Raw genomic sequence first — 16,927 nt, forward strand, 5'->3', positions numbered from 1 at the left:
CAGATGATGTGCATCTGAGTGGGCAGCCTTTTTTGTACTATGATACCCGGCTAAGCAGCGCTGTGGTGAGGTCATTGATTAGTTTATTAAAGTAACTGGTGTTTGTTAACTCTGTTAACGAATACAGGTGAAGCCGACGGTCATTGAGCAGGCTTTCAGGGTCTTTGACTGCTGATTCCTGGACCAGGTCAATAATGTTGTTCACCAAAACAATGTCAGCATCATTCACGTTTTTTGAAAAGACGATCTTATCCTGGCCAAAAATTAGTTGTAGCTTGGCCTCAATCAGCTGCACGAGTTCGCGGTTATTCCCCTGCTGAATGAAAATGCTAACGTGTGGCGGCTCTTGGGTCAGGGCGTAGTCCGACTTAATGGAACTCAACAGCAGAAAGATTGACCGACTAAAGAAGTCGATTTGTAACGTCCAGTCAGCACCGTTCAATTGATTAAAGCAGTGGGAAATAGCTGTTTTCAGGTGCTCGTAGTGGGCTTGCTCATCAGGCGTCGTGTAGAGTGGAATTTCGTGCTGGTCCAATAAATGAAACGTGTGTGGATTAATAAAGCCAAACTTGCAGATCAACATCAGTTTTGTGAACGTTTGGCGAATCAAGGCCCCATACCGCTGGTTTTCGTCGGTCCCAGCAGTGAAAAAAGGCTGGTATTCGGTAATGTGCTTTAATTCGTGTTGGGCGAGATCTAAGACGATTCGGTCAGAACCAATGACAGTTGCGAGTAAGCGGTCTTGTTCAGCGTCCGCAACTTGAAGAAGGCCAACGCGATAGAAGAAAAACGTCGTCAGGGCCTGAATATTGGCCAGTTCTAGGTGCCCCCATTTTCCAAAGGCCTCCGTGAAACAGGCAATTTCATCTAACGGTCCCGTCAAATAGGGCGTTAAATCAGGCAAACTGGTGGCTCCAGCGAACCGGCGACGCTTGAAGAGAACGTAGTGAAAGGCCACGACCCGTGAGTAATCTTGCCCATCAATGGCGGTTTTCGTAAATGGGGCCTGAGCAACAAACTGGGCGACACCTTGATAGTCGGGATTTGTTTGAGATAGTTAGCTGGTGTAGCCACTCTCGGTTAAAAGGGCCGTAAAAAACATGACAATTTGGGTCTCGTCACCCAGAATGCTGTTTTGGCTGTTAAGCCCAAGGTAGTATTGATTCAGTAACTCGGTGACGCGGCGCCGATACCTTGAAAAGGTGGCCTGACTGATGAACATTTTATCGCAAAAGGTCTGGCGGTCAACGGCGCCTTCGTTGAGCAAAGTGAGCAGCATGAAAAAAATCTTCGATTTGTTTAAATAACGCATCATAAGTTGTTGGTACACAGTATTAGAGTAGGCGGTTTTAACGAGCGTTGTCCGCCCACTTTCCGTCAGTGTGATGAGTCCACTTTCGTTTTTGTGGATATCCAAGGCGTAGGGTTTTAAATCTTCGCGGAGCTGTTTAATTAACCCATTTGTTGTTCCCGGTGCCATGCTGAATTTCTCAGCCAGGGTTGGTATGGAAACGTTGGGTTGCTCGGTAATAATCGCTTTTAGTAGCTGTAGTAGGTGGACGTACTGCCCATCCAAAAAAGATTTCATATCAATCCCCCCCGATTAAATGAATCGCTTCAAGCGACAATGCTGACGGCTCAAACGATCTCATCAATAGATAGGCTCCTCCCCCTTTCAGGTTACCCTCTTGTGTAAAAGATTGCAATTGACAATGTATACCGGGTTGTCAGTCAAAAGTAATCAGGTGATTAGTGATTAATAGTGGCCGAAAGCGCTTCATCAATGGTAAACTCAGTTTAGAGTTATTTTAAATTATTCTTTTTTTCATCTTTAGGAGGAGGGGTATCTATGAAGCATCAATCATGGATCAAATGGTTATTAGGGGTAGCCGCAATCGCAGCCATTGCGATGACGGCCGGCTTGTCACAAAAGGCAAGTGCAGCAAGTTTAAGTGATGGGACTTATACGTTACCGGTTAAGTTGTTAAAGAAGGGCAGTACGTCAACTTCAATGGCTAATATGTATTTCGTTCAAACGGGAAAAGCCGTGGTTAGTGGGTCAAATGCGACGGTGACAGTCACAACTAATGGTGCTAATTACATTAAGAAGATGACAGCTAACGGGGCAGGCGTCACTGAGAGCAATCAAAGTGGTAATAATGCTGATTTAAGCTTTTATGTTAACGGTCAAGCAACTTTGGTGCCAGTCGGATTTGCCCTTCAGATCGGTCCTATGAGCATGAACCAAACAGCACAGTTTAAGCTTGATTGGGCTGATGCTAAACTGATCAGTCCAGCACCAGCATCAGCAACAGGAAATGCGACCACTACTCAAGTGGGCACCGCAACCACCCAACCAACGCCGGTGCCGGTTGCAACACCAGAGCCCACCGCTGTGTCGACAACAACCGTTGCCAAACAACCAACCCAGAAGGTGACCACTAAAAAAGTAACTAAAAAGGCCACTAAAAAGGCGCCTAAGATTGTCTGGCGTTACCGCGTAATTCAAGGTAGCAGTAACAAAACGTCTGAAGCTAACCGCTTCTACACCCATACCCCAAGTGTTAAAAAGTCGGGGAAATATTACCGGGTAGCCTTGAAAATTGCGTATAAGAAGAGTTTAAAGATGGGGCCTAAAGGGGTTATTCCGCTGACGATGAACGGTAAAAAGATCAAGAAGTCAGCCATCAAATACGGTGCAACGAAGAACTATTACACCGTGGTTTACTATTACCACATTAAGAGCCTCAACACGCTAAAGAAGCTAAACAAGGGAACGATTCACGTCAAAGTGCCAACGGTTGGCATTAGCCAGGCCTTTAAGATTCGCTTCAAGTTCTCAAAGACAGCGCACAAAGCTGCATCGGCTACTTCGTTAGCTCACCCCACGATTGTAGCAACCACCGGTAGCCAAGCTGCTGGGAGGGTTGCCTAGTGACACGGGTCATTAAACAAGGCCTATTCTTACTAACGGTCACTTGGTTGCTGGCGTTAATCGGAGTGGTTGGGCATGCGAAAAGCATTCAGTATCAAGCCCTGAAGTACGGGACTAATCAGACTTCAATGGCCAGCGGTTACTTTGTCCATCCGGCAAGTGTCAAAGTTAAACATGGCGCCTATGTCGTCACAATGCGAATTAAGACGGCGAAGAGTTTATCATCATACCCGGTCAAGGTATTGTCCGTGAATGGCGGGGCCCCTCAAAACGTTCGGCGAATGAAAGATCGAAAAGGGAACTCCAACCTATACTACAGCTTTACCACGACTAACTTGAAGCAAGTCATTAATGCGGCGCTGGCGATTGACGTGCCAAACGTCTACAAGGCACATCACAAGATATCGTTCAAGTTTCGGACAACAGGACTCCCGAGCTTGAAACAAACCGCAACCAAGCATACGACTGCGGCCAAAGCGGTTGGTCAGACGTCAATTAAGAAATTAACGCCTGACGCCGCAACACCTAAGCAGTCTAAACAAGCAAAAACCAAAACAAAGACAGGTCAATCGTCCAATAAGAAAAAGGCCAGCCCGACTGCTAGCTCGCGTTCAAGTGTTGCGAGTCAGTCAGTTCCGGCAGCCTCCTCAAGTGACAGCACCACGACGCAACGTCAATCCGCTGAACCTCAGCAGGGCAATCGGATGCCCGTTTTAATTGCGGGAATCGTTGTCATCGTCGTTGTTGTTGGCGGCGGGGCGCTGTGGCTCACTGGTCGAAAACGTTGAGGGGGAAACTCATTTGAAATCACCACGTAAAACAGCCTTAATTGCGGTTATTGTGATTGCAATTATTGGCGTTTTGGGTGGTGTTTTTGCTGTTATGCAGCATCACACTGCCCAGAAAAAAACGCCTCGCATTGTGGCGACCACTTACGCTGTCGTTCAGATGGCAGATAAGTTGAAGTTGCCATTGGTTGGGATTCCAAGCACTGAAAATAAAATTCCTGCCCGTTATGCGCACGTGCAACGCGTCGGCAATCCGATGAATCCAAGCGCAGAAAAAATTGCGTCGCTGCATCCCACGGCCGTGTACTCAGTCACGACGCTCAAGGATCAATTCGACCGGTCGTTTAAACAACAACACATTGATCCCCACTTTTTGAATTTACAAAGTGTTAACGACTTGAAAACAGCGGTTAGCGAAATGGGACGAACCTATGACCGCCAAAAGGAGGCCAAAGCGGCGACCACTGAAATCAATACCGCCATTGCAGCCGTTGAGAAACGGGCGGACCAAGCGACCACTAAGCCACGCGTTTTAATCTTAATGGGGCTACCCGGGGCCGGTTACATGATTGCGACGAATCGGTCTTATGTTGGTAATCTTGTGACCATTGCCGGTGGAAAAAACGTCTTTTCGTCTAACACTCAAGAATTCATTCAGCCCAATGACGAAGCCATTAAAAAAGCCAATCCCCAGGTGATCTTAAGGTTAGCGCACGCAATGCCTAAGACCGTGATTCCTCAGTTTAATAGCGAGTTTAAGTCGAACCAGGTCTGGCGGGAGACGAGTGCGGTTAAACAGCACCGGGTCTATGACTTACAAGAACCAAACTTTGATGCAACGGCTAATATGCGTGCGGCCGAAGCCTTAAAACTTGTTTCTAATTGGCTTTATCCAAGGAGCTAGGAGAATGAAGAGAGAACGATTAGCCTATGCCGTGGTGATCATTGGACTACTGATGACCATTTTTGTGGCCCTGATGAGTGGGGTTGACTTTTATTCACCCGCCGAAGTATGGGGAGCGGTAACGGGGCAGAATAACACGGCGTTTAACACGGTCATGATGTTTCGGCTACCCCGAATCTTAGCAGCCCTTATTTGTGGTGGCATGTTGTCAGTTGCCGGTGCCTTCAGTCAGTCGGTTTTTCGCAATCAACTGGCGGACCCCAGTATTTTAGGAATGACCAGTGCTGGTGATTTTTTCATTTTGATTGGTGGTCTATTATTGCCGAATTTTCCATTTCAAAAGGCGATTTTGGCGGTTTTGGGTGGGGTGATTGTCCTTCACATTCTGGCCAGACCAGCCTCAATCCGCCAACCACTGCGATTGATCATCGTAGGGGTCGCACTGAACTTGACGTTTGTTGGCTTCCAACAAGTATTGACCAGCGGCACAGTTGGCCTGGGAGGTCAGAGTTTTAACGGCATTACTTGGCAATCAACGCTGACGCTTTTAGGCGTTGGCACACTTGGCTTGATTGCCGCCTTAGTTGTTGCGCCCTGGGCGAATTATTTGAAGTTGGGCGATCAGCAACTGGCTGGGGTCGGTGTTCCGGTCACGGCCATGCGTTGGTGGTTGTTAGCGCTTGTCATCTACCTAACTTGTGGGGTGACAGCGGTCATTGGGACGATTCCGTTTATGGGAATTGTGATTCCCAACATCGGTCGTCGAGTAGTCGGGCATGATTATCAGACATTAATTCCGTTTTCAATGTTAAGTGGGGCTTGGTTATTGCTGATTGCCGACACGGTTGGGCGACTGGTGGTCCTGCCAAGCGAACTTGCCGCCGCAAGCATCATGACGGTGATTGGCGGGCCGTTCTTGGTCATCATGCTGCAAAGGGGGGCCATTCATGGAATTAAAGCGAGTTAGTTATAGTTATCCGGGTGGCCAGCCGTTAATAAACGAGTTCACCGCTTCGATTCCTGAGACTGGCATTTTGGCGATTATTGGACCTAACGGTGCTGGAAAGTCAACAATCCTCAACTTGCTAAGCGGGGAGTTGACGCCAACGAGTGGTCAGGTGTTGTTAAACGGGACGCCAGTCAGCGAGATGAGTACCAAAGCCCGGGCAAATCAGATAGCCGTGGTGCGCCAACATAATGAGGTCTACGACGACTTGGCCGTTAAGGATGTCGTTAAGATGGGCCGGTTAGCGTTTCATTCATTGTTTAGCGTGGTGTCAGATTCGGAGGTGGCCCCGTTTCTTGAGCAGACGCACCTGACTGATTTAGCGGATCGGCAATTATCAGAGTTGTCTGGTGGGCAACAGCAACGGGTTTGGATTGCCATGGCACTTGCTCAGGAACCAGCTGTCTTATTATTGGATGAACCGACAACGTATTTGGATATTCGATATCAAGTGGACCTAATGAATCTAGTGGTTCAGTTACAACAGGAAAAACAAATTGCTGTTATTATGGTCTTGCATGACATGAATCAGGCCTTTCGGGTCAGTCATCGCATTTGGCTGATCAAAGCTGGTCAGTTGGTCAAACAAGGATCACCAGAAACACTGTTAGACTCAGCATTATTAAGTCAAACATTTGACTTCCCCGTTAGAGTTGTCGACGTTGCCGATTACGGTCGCTATGTGATTCAGATGCCGAGCGGTCAAGAAACTGATAATTTGCGAAAGCTTATTTAATCGATGAAACATGTCTGTTATAATACGTGGTATGGATATTATTTTGCGATAATATGAATTTCATAGGGGAACCATTCTTTTGAGTGGTAATAAAATGCAACGGTGGGTGATATCAAATGAAACTATTTTCACTATTTGGTTCGGATGACAAGGATCAAGCCGAATCGAAGCAACAACAGCCAGTTACGGGGGATGCGACAGACAAGGAAACGACGCCAGACGACGGGAAGTCGCAGGTGGCTTCTGAAGCACCAAAGTCCAGTGCGGCACCAGCAAATCGCAGTCGACTCGCGGCCGAACCTAAGCGTTCTGCTGCTAAACCAGCATCGACGAGTCAGCGGGCAGCTCACTCAACGGCCTCGAATCAGGCAACGGGAAGCGACCCGCAACAGTCAAGACGTGTTCGTCAAGGGACCGACGGGTTGTCGAAGAACTCAATCCAAACCACAATTGCGCCGTTGACGGATAAGTTAGAAGCTGTCAGGGGGGAAATCAAGACGCAGTTGTTTGATTACAAAGACCAATTGAACGTCGCCTTCACGGCAGCTCAACGGCAAATCGACGAAGCGCAAGCAACTCTAGCCAGCCATGAACAAGAAATGGCCAAGTTGGAGAAGCGTCGTCAAGTGATTGAGGAACAAATCGCGCCACACGTTAAAAAAATCGAAACGTTGAAAGCCGAACAAGACGATAATCGCAAACAAGTGATTAAGCTTAACGGCGACCTTGAAAAACTCAACACGCAAAAGACGACTTTGAGTCAGAAGAGTCAAAAACTTCTAACGAGCTCAGCCAAGTCGTCTAATGATGAAGACATTGATCAAGTTGGGCAACACTTAGCTGAATTGACTAAACAGCTGAGTGATCTCCGCGATCAAGTCGCTGAATTAGACAAACAAACGACCCCGATTGAAAAACAATTAAAGGAAGCCCGCCAAAAACGGGAATCCATTGATGGGGCGCTTAAAAAAGCACAGGAAACTTATGAAAAGATGGACCTCCGAAAGGATCGTCAGCAAACGGAATCCCGTTACAAACGGTTGACCCAAGAACTTGACCGCCTCAAGGAAACTCGTGACGCAGCCAAGCAACGACAAGCAACCTTAAACGACTCGACTGGGTTTGTTGATGGGTACCTGAAGACTTACTTCAACTCAACTCGGGTGATGCGCAAACTTCACTTTAATGATGGACGGCATTATGGCTTGTACGTGGACAGTTTGGCTGGCCTCGCTATCTCAAGCATTCAGACGCTGTTTACCCGAATTGATAAGGGGTTTGACGGTGACAAGATTCAAACGGTCGATACCGAGTTCAACATTTCATTGTTGACTGGGTGGGATCGTTTCAAGAAAGACACCGGGTTATCGAAGTTTGATAAGTTGATGAATCCGCACGTGGTTGCTTGGGCCGAAACCAGTAATGGTAAGCGCCAAAAGCAACAGACAATTTCGGCATTGCTTGATAACTGGAAAGTTACCAAGGGTTCCCAAGACCGGCCAACCGAAGCGACTAGTCACGATGGTAAGTTAACCATGAAGATTGACTATTATGATGATAACGGCGTATGGAAGGTCGATGTCTACCGGGGCAACGACGTGTATAAGACGGACTTGTACCTGAACCGGATGTTAGCCGTTTCTCGTTTCTGGGATGTTGGCAACGGGGCTAATGAGATTTACTATCGGCCAGATGGCGATATCTACATGCAGCGGTCATACCGCGGTGAAGATGTCACTACGGAATACCGGGTGAACGGGAGTACGGTCACCTTTGCTGATGACGCTTCGTTTGAAGAATGGTGGTTAACCAAGAGCGTGTTGACTGATAAGAACGATGTGTTACTGATCAGCGCAACGTCGCCACTATTACCAATCTTGTTGAAGAACAAGGATCGGCAATTTGAAATCATTCCATATTTCTTGAGTGCTGAGGCACTAGAAAAGGTTGATTTGGAGAATCCGGATATTAAGAGCGCCATTGTTGAAAGCGAAGCGTTGCAGGAAACATTGGTGGCTAAGACGAAGCGGGACTTAAACCTCCTTGTTTTGCCAGGCAGTCATGCCAACTCATTGAAGTAATCAAAAAAGGTCGAATTCCGCTGGGAACTCGACCTTTTTTAAATTAATTGGATTAGGAGGGACATCATGGTTGACTGGCTAAAGCACCACCGATCTGTAGGGTTTATTGTAATTGGGCTCATCATTTGTGGGCTAGGCGTTGGCGGGTATCGAATGATGCGGTCGGTCAGTTTGGCGGATTCTGTGACGGCCTCAGATCGTCACTATTGGATCGTCTTGCCATCGGCTTCGGGAACGAATAGGGACTATGCGACTCAGACGTTACCCACAGCCATCCTTGAAACGCAGGCCGGACGAATTAAGATTTATCCGTTGAGTCAGGCAAGTGATCGCGCTGAAATTACGCTGGGGGCCTTAGTCAAATTGTCTGACAAGCAGTTAGCAAAAAAGTTGGCGGCCGGGGAGATCGTAAGTGTCCCAAGCCGTTGGCGACCACTGACTCTGCACACGATTAGTGACGGTCACGGTTCAACGGTCGGCGAGAGCTTGACTTGGCCAACCCGGTTAGTAGATAGTTCAGGCGTTCAACAGTTTGGGGGCCACTTGGACTTTTCACAACCGCTATTAAAAACCGGGCATCCTATCAAAATTGCTGGTCATTCGGTTAATGGATACTTAAACCGGGATGGTACTGGCATAATCCGGTTAACGACTGCCAAAGTGACCCTTGATCGTTACCGGGATAAACGTGTTAAACCTGGTTGGTAAATTGTATAAAAAAAGACGATCCCGCGAAAGTGAGAACGTCTTTGGAACAAGTCAACAAAGCGAATCTTTTTAGAAATCTTTACAAGAATTCTAACACTTATTCAGCTGATTTAAAAGACAATTTTTCGATTTTTATTTCATTTTTGGGAGGCACTAATCAGCTTAAATTGTGGTTTAACACGATTTAAGATTGGGTTATTGATAAGAAAACTGATTGTAAGATAATGGATATATAGGCATTGTGTTTTGTTAATTTATAAAATCGAACAGTGTTTTTAAAGTGTCCGATGTTTTGAAAATGCCGTATATTTTCTTGCATAGGGTCGGTTTTATGTTAGAATATTAATTGAATCGTTGAGGGAGCATTCATATACATATGCTTTGAGTACTTTTTCGACGAGTGAACTAATTTATGGGGAGTGAGTTTTAATGAAGAGTTCTTTGAAGAAATCTTTATTCATTAGCGCTGTTGCCCTGGGTGCAATTACTGCAGCTACCGCAACTAACGCATCAGCAAAAAGAACAACTGTTGTGACTAACACGACGTTAGACGCATCAAGTTCAAACATCCGTAACTATACTGCAACTGGTTCAAACGCACTGTACACTAAGGCAGCTGGTTTGAAGTCAGCTCGCCAAGTTGTTTCTGGTTCTACTTTAGCTAACTACAATGCTAAGCAAGGCCAAGGCTACTTGCGTGCATACCGTCTTGCTAAGTTGTCAAACGGCAACTACTACATGAAGGTTGTTACCTTTGACAAGACTTACCGTGGCTGGATCTACGTGGGTAAGACTAACCCATCTGCAGACTTCACCAAGGTATCTGGTGGCTTGACTAACACTGCAACGACTAAGGAATCTGCTCTTACCGATACAGAAAAGACTCAAGCATACCAATTCAAGACTGTTGGTACAACTAACGACGGTACTCAATTAACTTACAAGGCCCCAATGTGGACCCAATACAAGTTAGGTCGTCAAGTGACTGACTCAACTGCCTACAAGGCTGACAAGTTAACTGTTACAAAGGCAGTTACTCGTACTCGTGAAGGCGATCGTTGGGTATACGTTGAAGACGCTAACCACCCAGAAGTATCAGGCTGGATTCTTGACTCAGCTTTGACTAAGTTTACTGGCGTGGACCCAGACAAGTCAGTTGGTAACGACCAAACGACTGTCGACAAAGTTTACGGTCGTATCCTTTACGATCCAACGACTGGTGGCAAGACTGCTGGTACTGAAAACTGGAAGTCAATCTTGGGTATCTTCCACTCAAACGACAAGTTTACTGCAGCCGTTAAGAAGTTTAACGCTGACGCAAACGTCAAGGGTAACAAGAAAGACGTCTTACCACAACAAACCCTTAAGGATGCTTTGACTAAGGATGGTTTAGCAACTGTTTACATGAAGGTTTCTCCTACCATCTTGCCACGTATCCAAAACGGCTTTATTGACAGCTTGGGCTTGACTGGTGTCTACATGAAGTTCACTTTGGACACTGACTCATTGCCATCTGTTGTTCACTACGGTGACAAAGTTCGTTTGAACTATCAATTAGCTGACAAGAGCCTCTACATGAACGCCAACTTCGGTATCGGCGCTAACGCAGACGGCATGATCGCATTGCCAAACGTCTTTGGTGATCTTGGTCACTTGGTAAACGCTGCTTGGGGTACTATCTTCAGCTAAACCGTTTACTGAATTGATTTAAAAACACTCGCATTTGCGGGTGTTTTTTTTGTGGCCTTTTAAAATCGGTCACTTGAAATACTGATGAGTAATTTCGACCTTGTCCCAGGCGGAAACTAATGGGATGCTGCGGTTTAATGAGTCCCTTCTAAATAAAAATAATTGGTCTAATTTATCAGATTTGGCCGGCATCTGTGGCATACCGAGTCGACTGATTCGACCATTTACTAAAATATATGTATAAATTCGAAAAAAAGTCACACTTTCGTCTCAAACTCTTCTTAATGGTGTGATAATTTATTGACATAGAAGGAGGTGATATGGATGTTTGTTCAAAAAATCATGACGGGTGACTTCGTTAAATGTTCGCAAGATGATCAGTTTAAGCAACCGTTTTTCGGCCGCGTTTGCCGAGTTATTGGACAACAGGCTGTTGTGGAAGTGTTGAACTTTCATTTTACAGATCGTCAAATTGTGAGTACGAACGACTTCTATGTCACTATTCCGACTAAAAATTTAAGACGGGTCAAAATCACTAAGTGTCAACGACCTGACCTGTCGAGTTGAGAAGGGAGCCATTATAATGGTCAAGTTAAATGAAATTGTTTATTGCGAACCAAACGGAAATCTGAAACAACCCTTTGTTGGGCGGGTTGAGAAAATTTATGAGCGAACGGTCCTTGTTAAAGTCCTCGGTCATCATGATTGCGATCGCTGGAAGGTCATTGAGTTGACCGGCCGGGTGATTGTCGCTATTAAGAAGGTGAAATCAGCTGTCCTAACCACATCAGAAGAACAGTTGACTTCCGGTTTTTCACAACTAAACGAGGCATGAGCATGAGGGTTTTCGACCACCAAAAAAATAGGTGTCACAGGCGCAATTTAATTGCACTGTGGCACCTATTTAGCGTTTAAGCGTCATTATTCAGCGGTGTAGTCAATCCGGTTGAAGAATTCAATTTCGATGTTATCGTCGGTAATGGTTAGTTTAGTAATACTACCGTTAATTGTGGCCGCTCCCTTGTCTAACTCCGGGGCGTAGCGGTCAACGATTGAGCGAATCGTCATGCCGTGTGAGACGACCAGGACGACATCGCCATCGCTGGAATTTGCTCGGAGCTTATTGAAACCACGATCCAATCGGTCCCAAAACATTCTGTTATTTTCTGCATCGCCGTAGAGGTCAGCTTTGTGGATGAGGTCGCGGGCCTTTTCAAGACCGTATTTGCCCAAAACAGCGGATTCCGACGTTAGCGCAACTTGCTCACCCACAAATTGCCACATTTGGTTAAGATCATTTCCTTCGAAGTAGCCGTGACACTGCTCGCGGAACTCAGGGAATTGGTAGCTAATAATGTTCATGTTGTTCGGATTAGCCTTCAAAATGTGATGAGCTGTTTCGATGGCACGACCGGAGTCGCTGCTATAAGCAGCGGTAAAGTTGACAGCTTTTAACTGTTTACCAGCCCGGTTGGCATCGGCAATGCCCTTTTTGGTTAACGGCGAGTCAATCCAGCCTTGGACTTTGTTATAACGGTTCATCATCGTTTGGCCGTGACGAACAAAATATGCGGTAATGGTTTTCATACTCTGCCTCCTACGTTCTTGATTACCTCTAGTATAGCAGAAACCGCATTCAAGCCCTAGGGAATAAGGGTTGAATGCGGTCTAATTTAGTGTTTTCGTTGGTGGGACTTCTTGGGTGTCATCAGATGGGGCCAAATGAGTTGGGCTAATCCGACGACTAAGAAGAAGGCTAATCCAAGCACCGTTAAAAAGACACCAGATTGTAGTCCGGGTGTTTCGTACGTGAGCCGTATTTCATGTGAACCGGAGCCAATTTCGGCACCGACAAATCCTGAATTAACAAGGGTTGTCGGCGTTGGACGACCGTCGACGGTGAGTTTCCAACCATCGGAGTAGGGGATAGAAGTCGTCAAGATTCCAGTCTGAGAGTTGTCGACGTGGCCCGTCACGGTGTTGTTGGCCACTTGAAGCTTCGTGAGGCCTTGATTTTGCAACTTTTTAATCGCAGTGATAAATGATGAACCGAATGGGACGGCAATGAGTTTAACGTTCTTAAAATGGAGTTTTTGAAGCGTGTCAAATGTCAGCGAAACGGTTGATGGTGTCTTGGGATTGTACCCTAAATTAATCAATAAATGGTCAGCCGGTTCGTAATCTGACATGTTGTTGACGCCTAATTGGCTGAAGCTGTTTTGATGACGGCCCGTTTTGACGGTTAACTGATAGTTGCCAAAGGTTGGGCTGTTATTAATAAAGCGTTGGTTGTTGATCTGCTCACCCTTAGGATAGGGGGTCCCAGCGAGAGTTGCGTTGTTTGCAAACGACTGCATTCGGTATGGCGTTGATTGCTGGGTGGTTTTGATTCCGTCGACGGCCAAGTACAATTCGCTGTTCCGATACTGACTAGGCTGCTTGATTTTAAGCTGGTAAGTCATCTGGTGACCGGTTACGTCACTTGTCATTTCTGTTAGCCCGTTTTTGTTTTTAAGCGCGTTATCGGCTAAAATTTGTTGGTTTTTGGTCAACAAATTCTTCACCCCCTGGCTAGGTGTTTGCATGCCAGTAGCTGACCGGTAATTTTCGGCCGCCTTATCAGACAAGTTTGACCCGGGGACAGTTGCCGATTGTGACAGGGCCACGTTTTTTTTCAAACGATAATTGATGACTTGCTGCTCAGTCGTCATGGGTTGGCTAAGGACTTTAACCGTATAGTCAACGTTTTGAGAGGTCTGTCGAGGGGTGACCGATTGGGTCTTTTTAACGGTATTGGCCACTTCAACTCCCTGTAGTAGCGCTTGCTCGCGATCTAACGCTGATAGTTTATCAAAGTCAGCTTGGTTGATCTGGCGGTATTGCATGTACGCTAACGGCAAGGCATACTTCGATTTCATTAAAACGGTCCCGGTTCCATTGCCAAGGGTGTAAACGGGCTGATCTGGGAACGAAGCTTGTTTGCCACTTACGGTTTTAACTGGTGTAAAACCAAATGGAATGGCTTGGTGGTTGGCCAGTTCGTCCTGACGTGCAAACAGGTATTTAACGCCAAGTAGCGCGTTCATGGTGGTCCGATCATCCACTTCGCCGGTAGGGTTGTTCATTTTGTTTTGCAGGTTTTGTAACGCCTTATTAAACGTATTAATCTCACCGTTTTGAACGGAATAATACGAACTAATGCTGTGGGTGTTTAACAACATTGGAATGTTGTTGCCGGCGGTCGGCGTGTTGTAATAATCGCTAGTGGTATTAGTCCGGTAAAAAGTCTTGTCGGCTTTATTCAGGTACCGGTCGGCGTAGTCATAAAACGTTTTTGTCCAGCGGGTTGGTTGGCCAGAGGCAATTTCGTCTTTGGCCGAATGACTGTAGGTTGAACTGTATAGCCCAACTCCCGTACTAGCTGCGTTTAGCGCTACAACCGCGAGTAGTGTATACCGGAGAACCCGCTTGCGATGGGGGACCAGAAGTCCATTTGCTAGAATCGCGACATACAAGAGTAAGAACCCATAGGCTAAGAAGTGGTGCGCTGGCATGTTAAAGGTTAGGTCATTCCCCAACCAAACTAGGAGCAGCAGCAGCGCACTGGCTAAAATAAACCAACGATAGTCCTTCACCGTCACTGTATGGAGATGGTCCACAAAAAGGGCTGCTGTCAGGGAGAAAACCAGGTGGGCCAATAAGACCCAGCGGTTAGAGGGCGTGCTGAGCACGTTGAGCGTTGCAGCGACCGCTGGAAATAATAGGCCTATCGCAATTAGAATCAGTGTGATATTCAGCCACAAATAACGCGTAAAGCGGCGGAACGTCCAGACCATAGCCAGAAGCGTCAACCCACTAGTACCGAGGACGGCCCAGTAATAGATGTTGCCACTGGTATTTAGCAGGGCGTTTGGTAGATTTGTATAATAGACGGGCGGATAGAACGATAAACCGTTCGCAAAGTCTGCCCCGCCGGTTCGAGAGGAATTAAGCATCGCCAAAATATTGGGTAACAGAATCGCGCCGGCCATCATCAGGGACATCATGATTGTGGCCGCAAAGTAGCCCAGTGATTTTGGAAACGAGCGGACAAGGGCGTGTTTGCGTCGCAAGTCAAAATAACGGATGAGCGCAAAAGCGAGCGCGCCTAGTCCGAGAACATACGCAAAGTACACGTTGCAAACCAGTGCAAGGGCCGTGACTAAGGCTAGTGGTAAAAATGACTTCCCCTTGTAAATTCGGTCGATACATAGGCATAATAATGGGAAAAAGATTAATGGAAGTAAGAAAAAGGGGTGGTGATAGCTCACGTAAAACGAGTAACCGTTAAACGTGTAGATTAAGGCCCCGATTAACATCCCTGGCCGCTTGAAGTGAAGCTGTTTTGCCAGTGCCAAAAAGGCTAATCCGACGACGTAAAGGCGTAGGATGGTCAGCAGTTGATAACCGAGTTCAAGTTGGTCGGCAGGGAACAAGGCAATTAAATAGCTAAACGGATCACCGACAACATAGTAGGCAAAAGTCGTCATTTGGTCGGCGCCCAGGCCTAGATTCCAAGACCAACTGAACAACGATTGGCCACCTTGCCCGTGTAAAATTCGGTAGAATTCCGTTAAAATTGGGTAGTGTTGGGCAATGCCGTCAAGGTCCCAGATGGTAGATTGGCCCATCACGCGCAAAATGCCGAAACTGGCAGCGACAATCATCATAAACAAAATGGTGTAGGCAGCCCACACCGGTATTTTTTGATACATTTTCTTCAACATAGCAACTCCATCTATATGATATTGTTCAGTTCATTACCCTCCATTATGCCATAAAACGACGAGTGTGAAACGGGGGATAAAAAGTTCGCCTGTTACAGTGGGGTATGTCGGACCTGGTTGAATTGTTAAGGAGGGACAACAAAAATGCCGAATTAAGGTTACGTTTGTGTAACACTGATGTTTTTTGAATAAAAATCTGTAAAATAGAATAAGGATTAACGTGGTTGAAAGGATGAGGATTGATGGGTAAAAGGGTCGAGTGGGTCGACATGGCCAAAGCTATCGGGATGATTGCGGTAGTTTTTGGTCATGCGATTCACCCTATGACCGATGCACACCACTCGGTCAGTGTGCTCTTCGGGGTCTTATATTGGTGGCACATGCCACTATTCTTTATTATTGGTGGTTTCTTTTTGAAGCCAATTGAACAGAATTTGTCTGCATTTAAGCGGTTTTTCATGCACCGGGTCTGGCCAAACATCAAAATGTACTTTGGTGCTGGGACCATTTTGATACTACTGGCCCATTTCTTGAGAGGACATTCTTGGCATTACACTGCTTGGTATTTCTTGCGTCTCGTGTACGGAGGCCGGACGCTAAACAAAACGTTGACGATTTTTTGGTTTATTACCGTCTACGTTTTGACGTTAATTGTCGTGGTTATTTTAATTAGCTACGTCAAATCAATCCCAGCGCAGTTTTTTATTGCGTTTACAATGTTTGCGGCGGGCGTTTCCTATAAGCACATGCACTTCTTGGTATACAAGTACGTGCCCTGGGATGCGGATATTGTCCTCTTGACGACACTGTATATGTTAGTCGGGTATTACGGGTTTAAACTCTACCCGCAGATTCCCCATAAGGGGTGGATCTTTTTATCAACGGCTGTGATGTTTATCGTGCTAGCCTTCCTTAAATATCAACGACTGTTAGTATTTAGTCTCTCGTTGAAGTCTCACAAGGTCCACAATTCATTTCTAGGGGCGTTTGTGCCAATTGCAATTTCACTAGCTATTTTTATTTTATCCGACTGGATGACAAGCAGTCATTTCTTTGATTGGCTACTCCCGATCGGGTTATATTCCAACGCTATTATGTACATGCACCGGTTAGTGTTTGATGTTTTGGCGCACGTGCCGGGAATTGACAACTGGTTGATGCAGACGATTTTGGGGTTGGTGATTCCGGTCATCGTGGCCAGCTTGTACAAGCGAGGCAAGCACTGGTGGCATAACCGCCAATTACCAACAACAAGTTAACAACAAAAAAGGTATCGGACTTCAAAGTCCGATACCTTTTTAAATTGCAGTTAAA

General features: G+C 46.3%; 15 protein-coding genes. 11 read left to right on the forward strand and 4 right to left on the reverse strand.

Annotation, left to right across the window (positions count from 1 at the left end):
* Window positions 1-37 precede the first annotated feature (37 nt).
* A complete protein-coding gene (locus FC96_RS08320; protein ID WP_056942654.1) occupies window positions 38-904 on the reverse strand; it encodes a hypothetical protein in 867 nt (288 codons plus the stop codon).
* Between the two features lie 153 nt (window positions 905-1,057).
* Window positions 1,058-1,588: a helix-turn-helix domain-containing protein gene (locus FC96_RS08325; protein WP_056942655.1), complete on the reverse strand. Its 531-nt coding sequence runs from the start codon at window positions 1,586-1,588 to the stop codon at window positions 1,058-1,060.
* Window positions 1,589-1,849: 261 nt separating this feature from the next.
* Between FC96_RS08325 and FC96_RS08330 the strand changes: the two genes are divergently transcribed.
* The 10 genes from FC96_RS08330 (at window position 1,850) to FC96_RS08375 (ending at window position 11,682) form a co-directional block, all read left to right on the forward strand.
* Entirely contained in the window at window positions 1,850-2,935 is a 1,086-nt protein-coding gene (locus FC96_RS08330) for an NEAT domain-containing protein (protein ID WP_056942656.1), read from the forward strand.
* Window positions 2,935-3,723, forward strand: coding sequence for an NEAT domain-containing protein (locus FC96_RS08335; RefSeq protein ID WP_082593487.1), 789 nt, complete (start codon window positions 2,935-2,937; stop codon window positions 3,721-3,723). The genes FC96_RS08330 and FC96_RS08335 overlap by 1 nt, the downstream gene beginning before the upstream one ends.
* A 13-nt stretch (window positions 3,724-3,736) precedes the next feature.
* A complete protein-coding gene (gene isdE, locus FC96_RS08340) occupies window positions 3,737-4,627 on the forward strand; it encodes a heme ABC transporter substrate-binding protein IsdE (RefSeq protein ID WP_056942657.1) in 891 nt (296 codons plus the stop codon).
* A gap of 4 nt (window positions 4,628-4,631) precedes the next feature.
* Window positions 4,632-5,594 carry a FecCD family ABC transporter permease gene (locus FC96_RS08345; protein ID WP_056942658.1) on the forward strand — a complete coding sequence of 321 codons (963 nt, stop codon included), beginning with the start codon at window positions 4,632-4,634 and terminating at the stop codon, window positions 5,592-5,594.
* On the forward strand, window positions 5,575-6,369 hold the full coding sequence (locus FC96_RS08350; RefSeq protein ID WP_056942673.1) for an ABC transporter ATP-binding protein: 795 nt from the start codon (window positions 5,575-5,577) through the stop codon (window positions 6,367-6,369). The genes FC96_RS08345 and FC96_RS08350 overlap by 20 nt, the downstream gene beginning before the upstream one ends.
* A gap of 116 nt (window positions 6,370-6,485) precedes the next feature.
* Complete coding sequence (locus FC96_RS08355; protein WP_056942659.1) at window positions 6,486-8,450, forward strand: flagellar biosynthesis protein FlhF; 1,965 nt, start codon at window positions 6,486-6,488, stop codon at window positions 8,448-8,450.
* Window positions 8,451-8,516: 66 nt separating this feature from the next.
* Window positions 8,517-9,158 carry a hypothetical protein gene (locus FC96_RS08360; protein WP_056942660.1) on the forward strand — a complete coding sequence of 214 codons (642 nt, stop codon included), beginning with the start codon at window positions 8,517-8,519 and terminating at the stop codon, window positions 9,156-9,158.
* Window positions 9,159-9,587: 429 nt separating this feature from the next.
* Window positions 9,588-10,847 carry a hypothetical protein gene (locus FC96_RS08365; protein ID WP_055679835.1) on the forward strand — a complete coding sequence of 420 codons (1,260 nt, stop codon included), beginning with the start codon at window positions 9,588-9,590 and terminating at the stop codon, window positions 10,845-10,847.
* Between the two features lie 324 nt (window positions 10,848-11,171).
* Window positions 11,172-11,414 (forward strand): hypothetical protein, encoded by a 243-nt coding sequence (locus FC96_RS08370; RefSeq protein ID WP_056942661.1) that lies wholly within the window; start codon window positions 11,172-11,174, stop codon window positions 11,412-11,414.
* 16 nt (window positions 11,415-11,430) lie between these two features.
* Window positions 11,431-11,682 (forward strand): hypothetical protein, encoded by a 252-nt coding sequence (locus tag FC96_RS08375; RefSeq protein ID WP_055679837.1) that lies wholly within the window; start codon window positions 11,431-11,433, stop codon window positions 11,680-11,682.
* Between the two features lie 86 nt (window positions 11,683-11,768).
* On the opposite strand, the gene FC96_RS08380 is transcribed toward FC96_RS08375, so the two are convergent.
* Together FC96_RS08380 and FC96_RS08385 are read right to left on the reverse strand one after the other, a co-directional pair.
* The gene (locus tag FC96_RS08380; RefSeq protein ID WP_056942662.1) at window positions 11,769-12,434 is read right to left on the reverse strand and encodes a histidine phosphatase family protein; all 666 of its coding nucleotides are present in this window, start codon (window positions 12,432-12,434) and stop codon (window positions 11,769-11,771) included.
* Between the two features lie 86 nt (window positions 12,435-12,520).
* Complete coding sequence (locus FC96_RS08385) at window positions 12,521-15,601, reverse strand: YfhO family protein (protein ID WP_235804746.1); 3,081 nt, start codon at window positions 15,599-15,601, stop codon at window positions 12,521-12,523.
* A 254-nt stretch (window positions 15,602-15,855) separates the two neighbouring features.
* On the opposite strand from FC96_RS08385, the gene FC96_RS08390 reads away from it, so the two are divergent.
* Entirely contained in the window at window positions 15,856-16,872 is a 1,017-nt protein-coding gene (locus tag FC96_RS08390) for an acyltransferase family protein (protein ID WP_056942664.1), read from the forward strand.
* Window positions 16,873-16,927 lie beyond the last annotated feature (55 nt).

This window comes from Secundilactobacillus kimchicus JCM 15530 (genome assembly GCF_001433995.1).
In the GTDB taxonomy this organism is placed as follows: domain Bacteria; phylum Bacillota; class Bacilli; order Lactobacillales; family Lactobacillaceae; genus Secundilactobacillus; species Secundilactobacillus kimchicus.

Excerpts from the sequence above, each read along its gene's own strand:
- FC96_RS08325 (WP_056942655.1), bottom strand. The coding sequence starts at position 1,588 with ATGAAATCTTTTTTGGATGGGCAGTACGTCCACCTACTACAGCTACTA.
- FC96_RS08330 (WP_056942656.1), top strand. The coding sequence starts at position 1,850 with ATGAAGCATCAATCATGGATCAAATGGTTATTAGGGGTAGCCGCAATC.
- FC96_RS08345 (WP_056942658.1), top strand. The coding sequence starts at position 4,632 with ATGAAGAGAGAACGATTAGCCTATGCCGTGGTGATCATTGGACTACTG.
- FC96_RS08350 (WP_056942673.1), top strand. The coding sequence starts at position 5,575 with ATGGAATTAAAGCGAGTTAGTTATAGTTATCCGGGTGGCCAGCCGTTA.
- FC96_RS08355 (WP_056942659.1), top strand. The coding sequence starts at position 6,486 with ATGAAACTATTTTCACTATTTGGTTCGGATGACAAGGATCAAGCCGAA.
- FC96_RS08360 (WP_056942660.1), top strand. The coding sequence starts at position 8,517 with ATGGTTGACTGGCTAAAGCACCACCGATCTGTAGGGTTTATTGTAATT.
- FC96_RS08365 (WP_055679835.1), top strand. The coding sequence starts at position 9,588 with ATGAAGAGTTCTTTGAAGAAATCTTTATTCATTAGCGCTGTTGCCCTG.
- FC96_RS08370 (WP_056942661.1), top strand. The coding sequence starts at position 11,172 with ATGTTTGTTCAAAAAATCATGACGGGTGACTTCGTTAAATGTTCGCAA.
- FC96_RS08375 (WP_055679837.1), top strand. The coding sequence starts at position 11,431 with ATGGTCAAGTTAAATGAAATTGTTTATTGCGAACCAAACGGAAATCTG.
- FC96_RS08380 (WP_056942662.1), bottom strand. The coding sequence starts at position 12,434 with ATGAAAACCATTACCGCATATTTTGTTCGTCACGGCCAAACGATGATG.
- FC96_RS08385 (WP_235804746.1), bottom strand. The coding sequence starts at position 15,601 with ATGTATCAAAAAATACCGGTGTGGGCTGCCTACACCATTTTGTTTATG.
- FC96_RS08390 (WP_056942664.1), top strand. The coding sequence starts at position 15,856 with ATGGGTAAAAGGGTCGAGTGGGTCGACATGGCCAAAGCTATCGGGATG.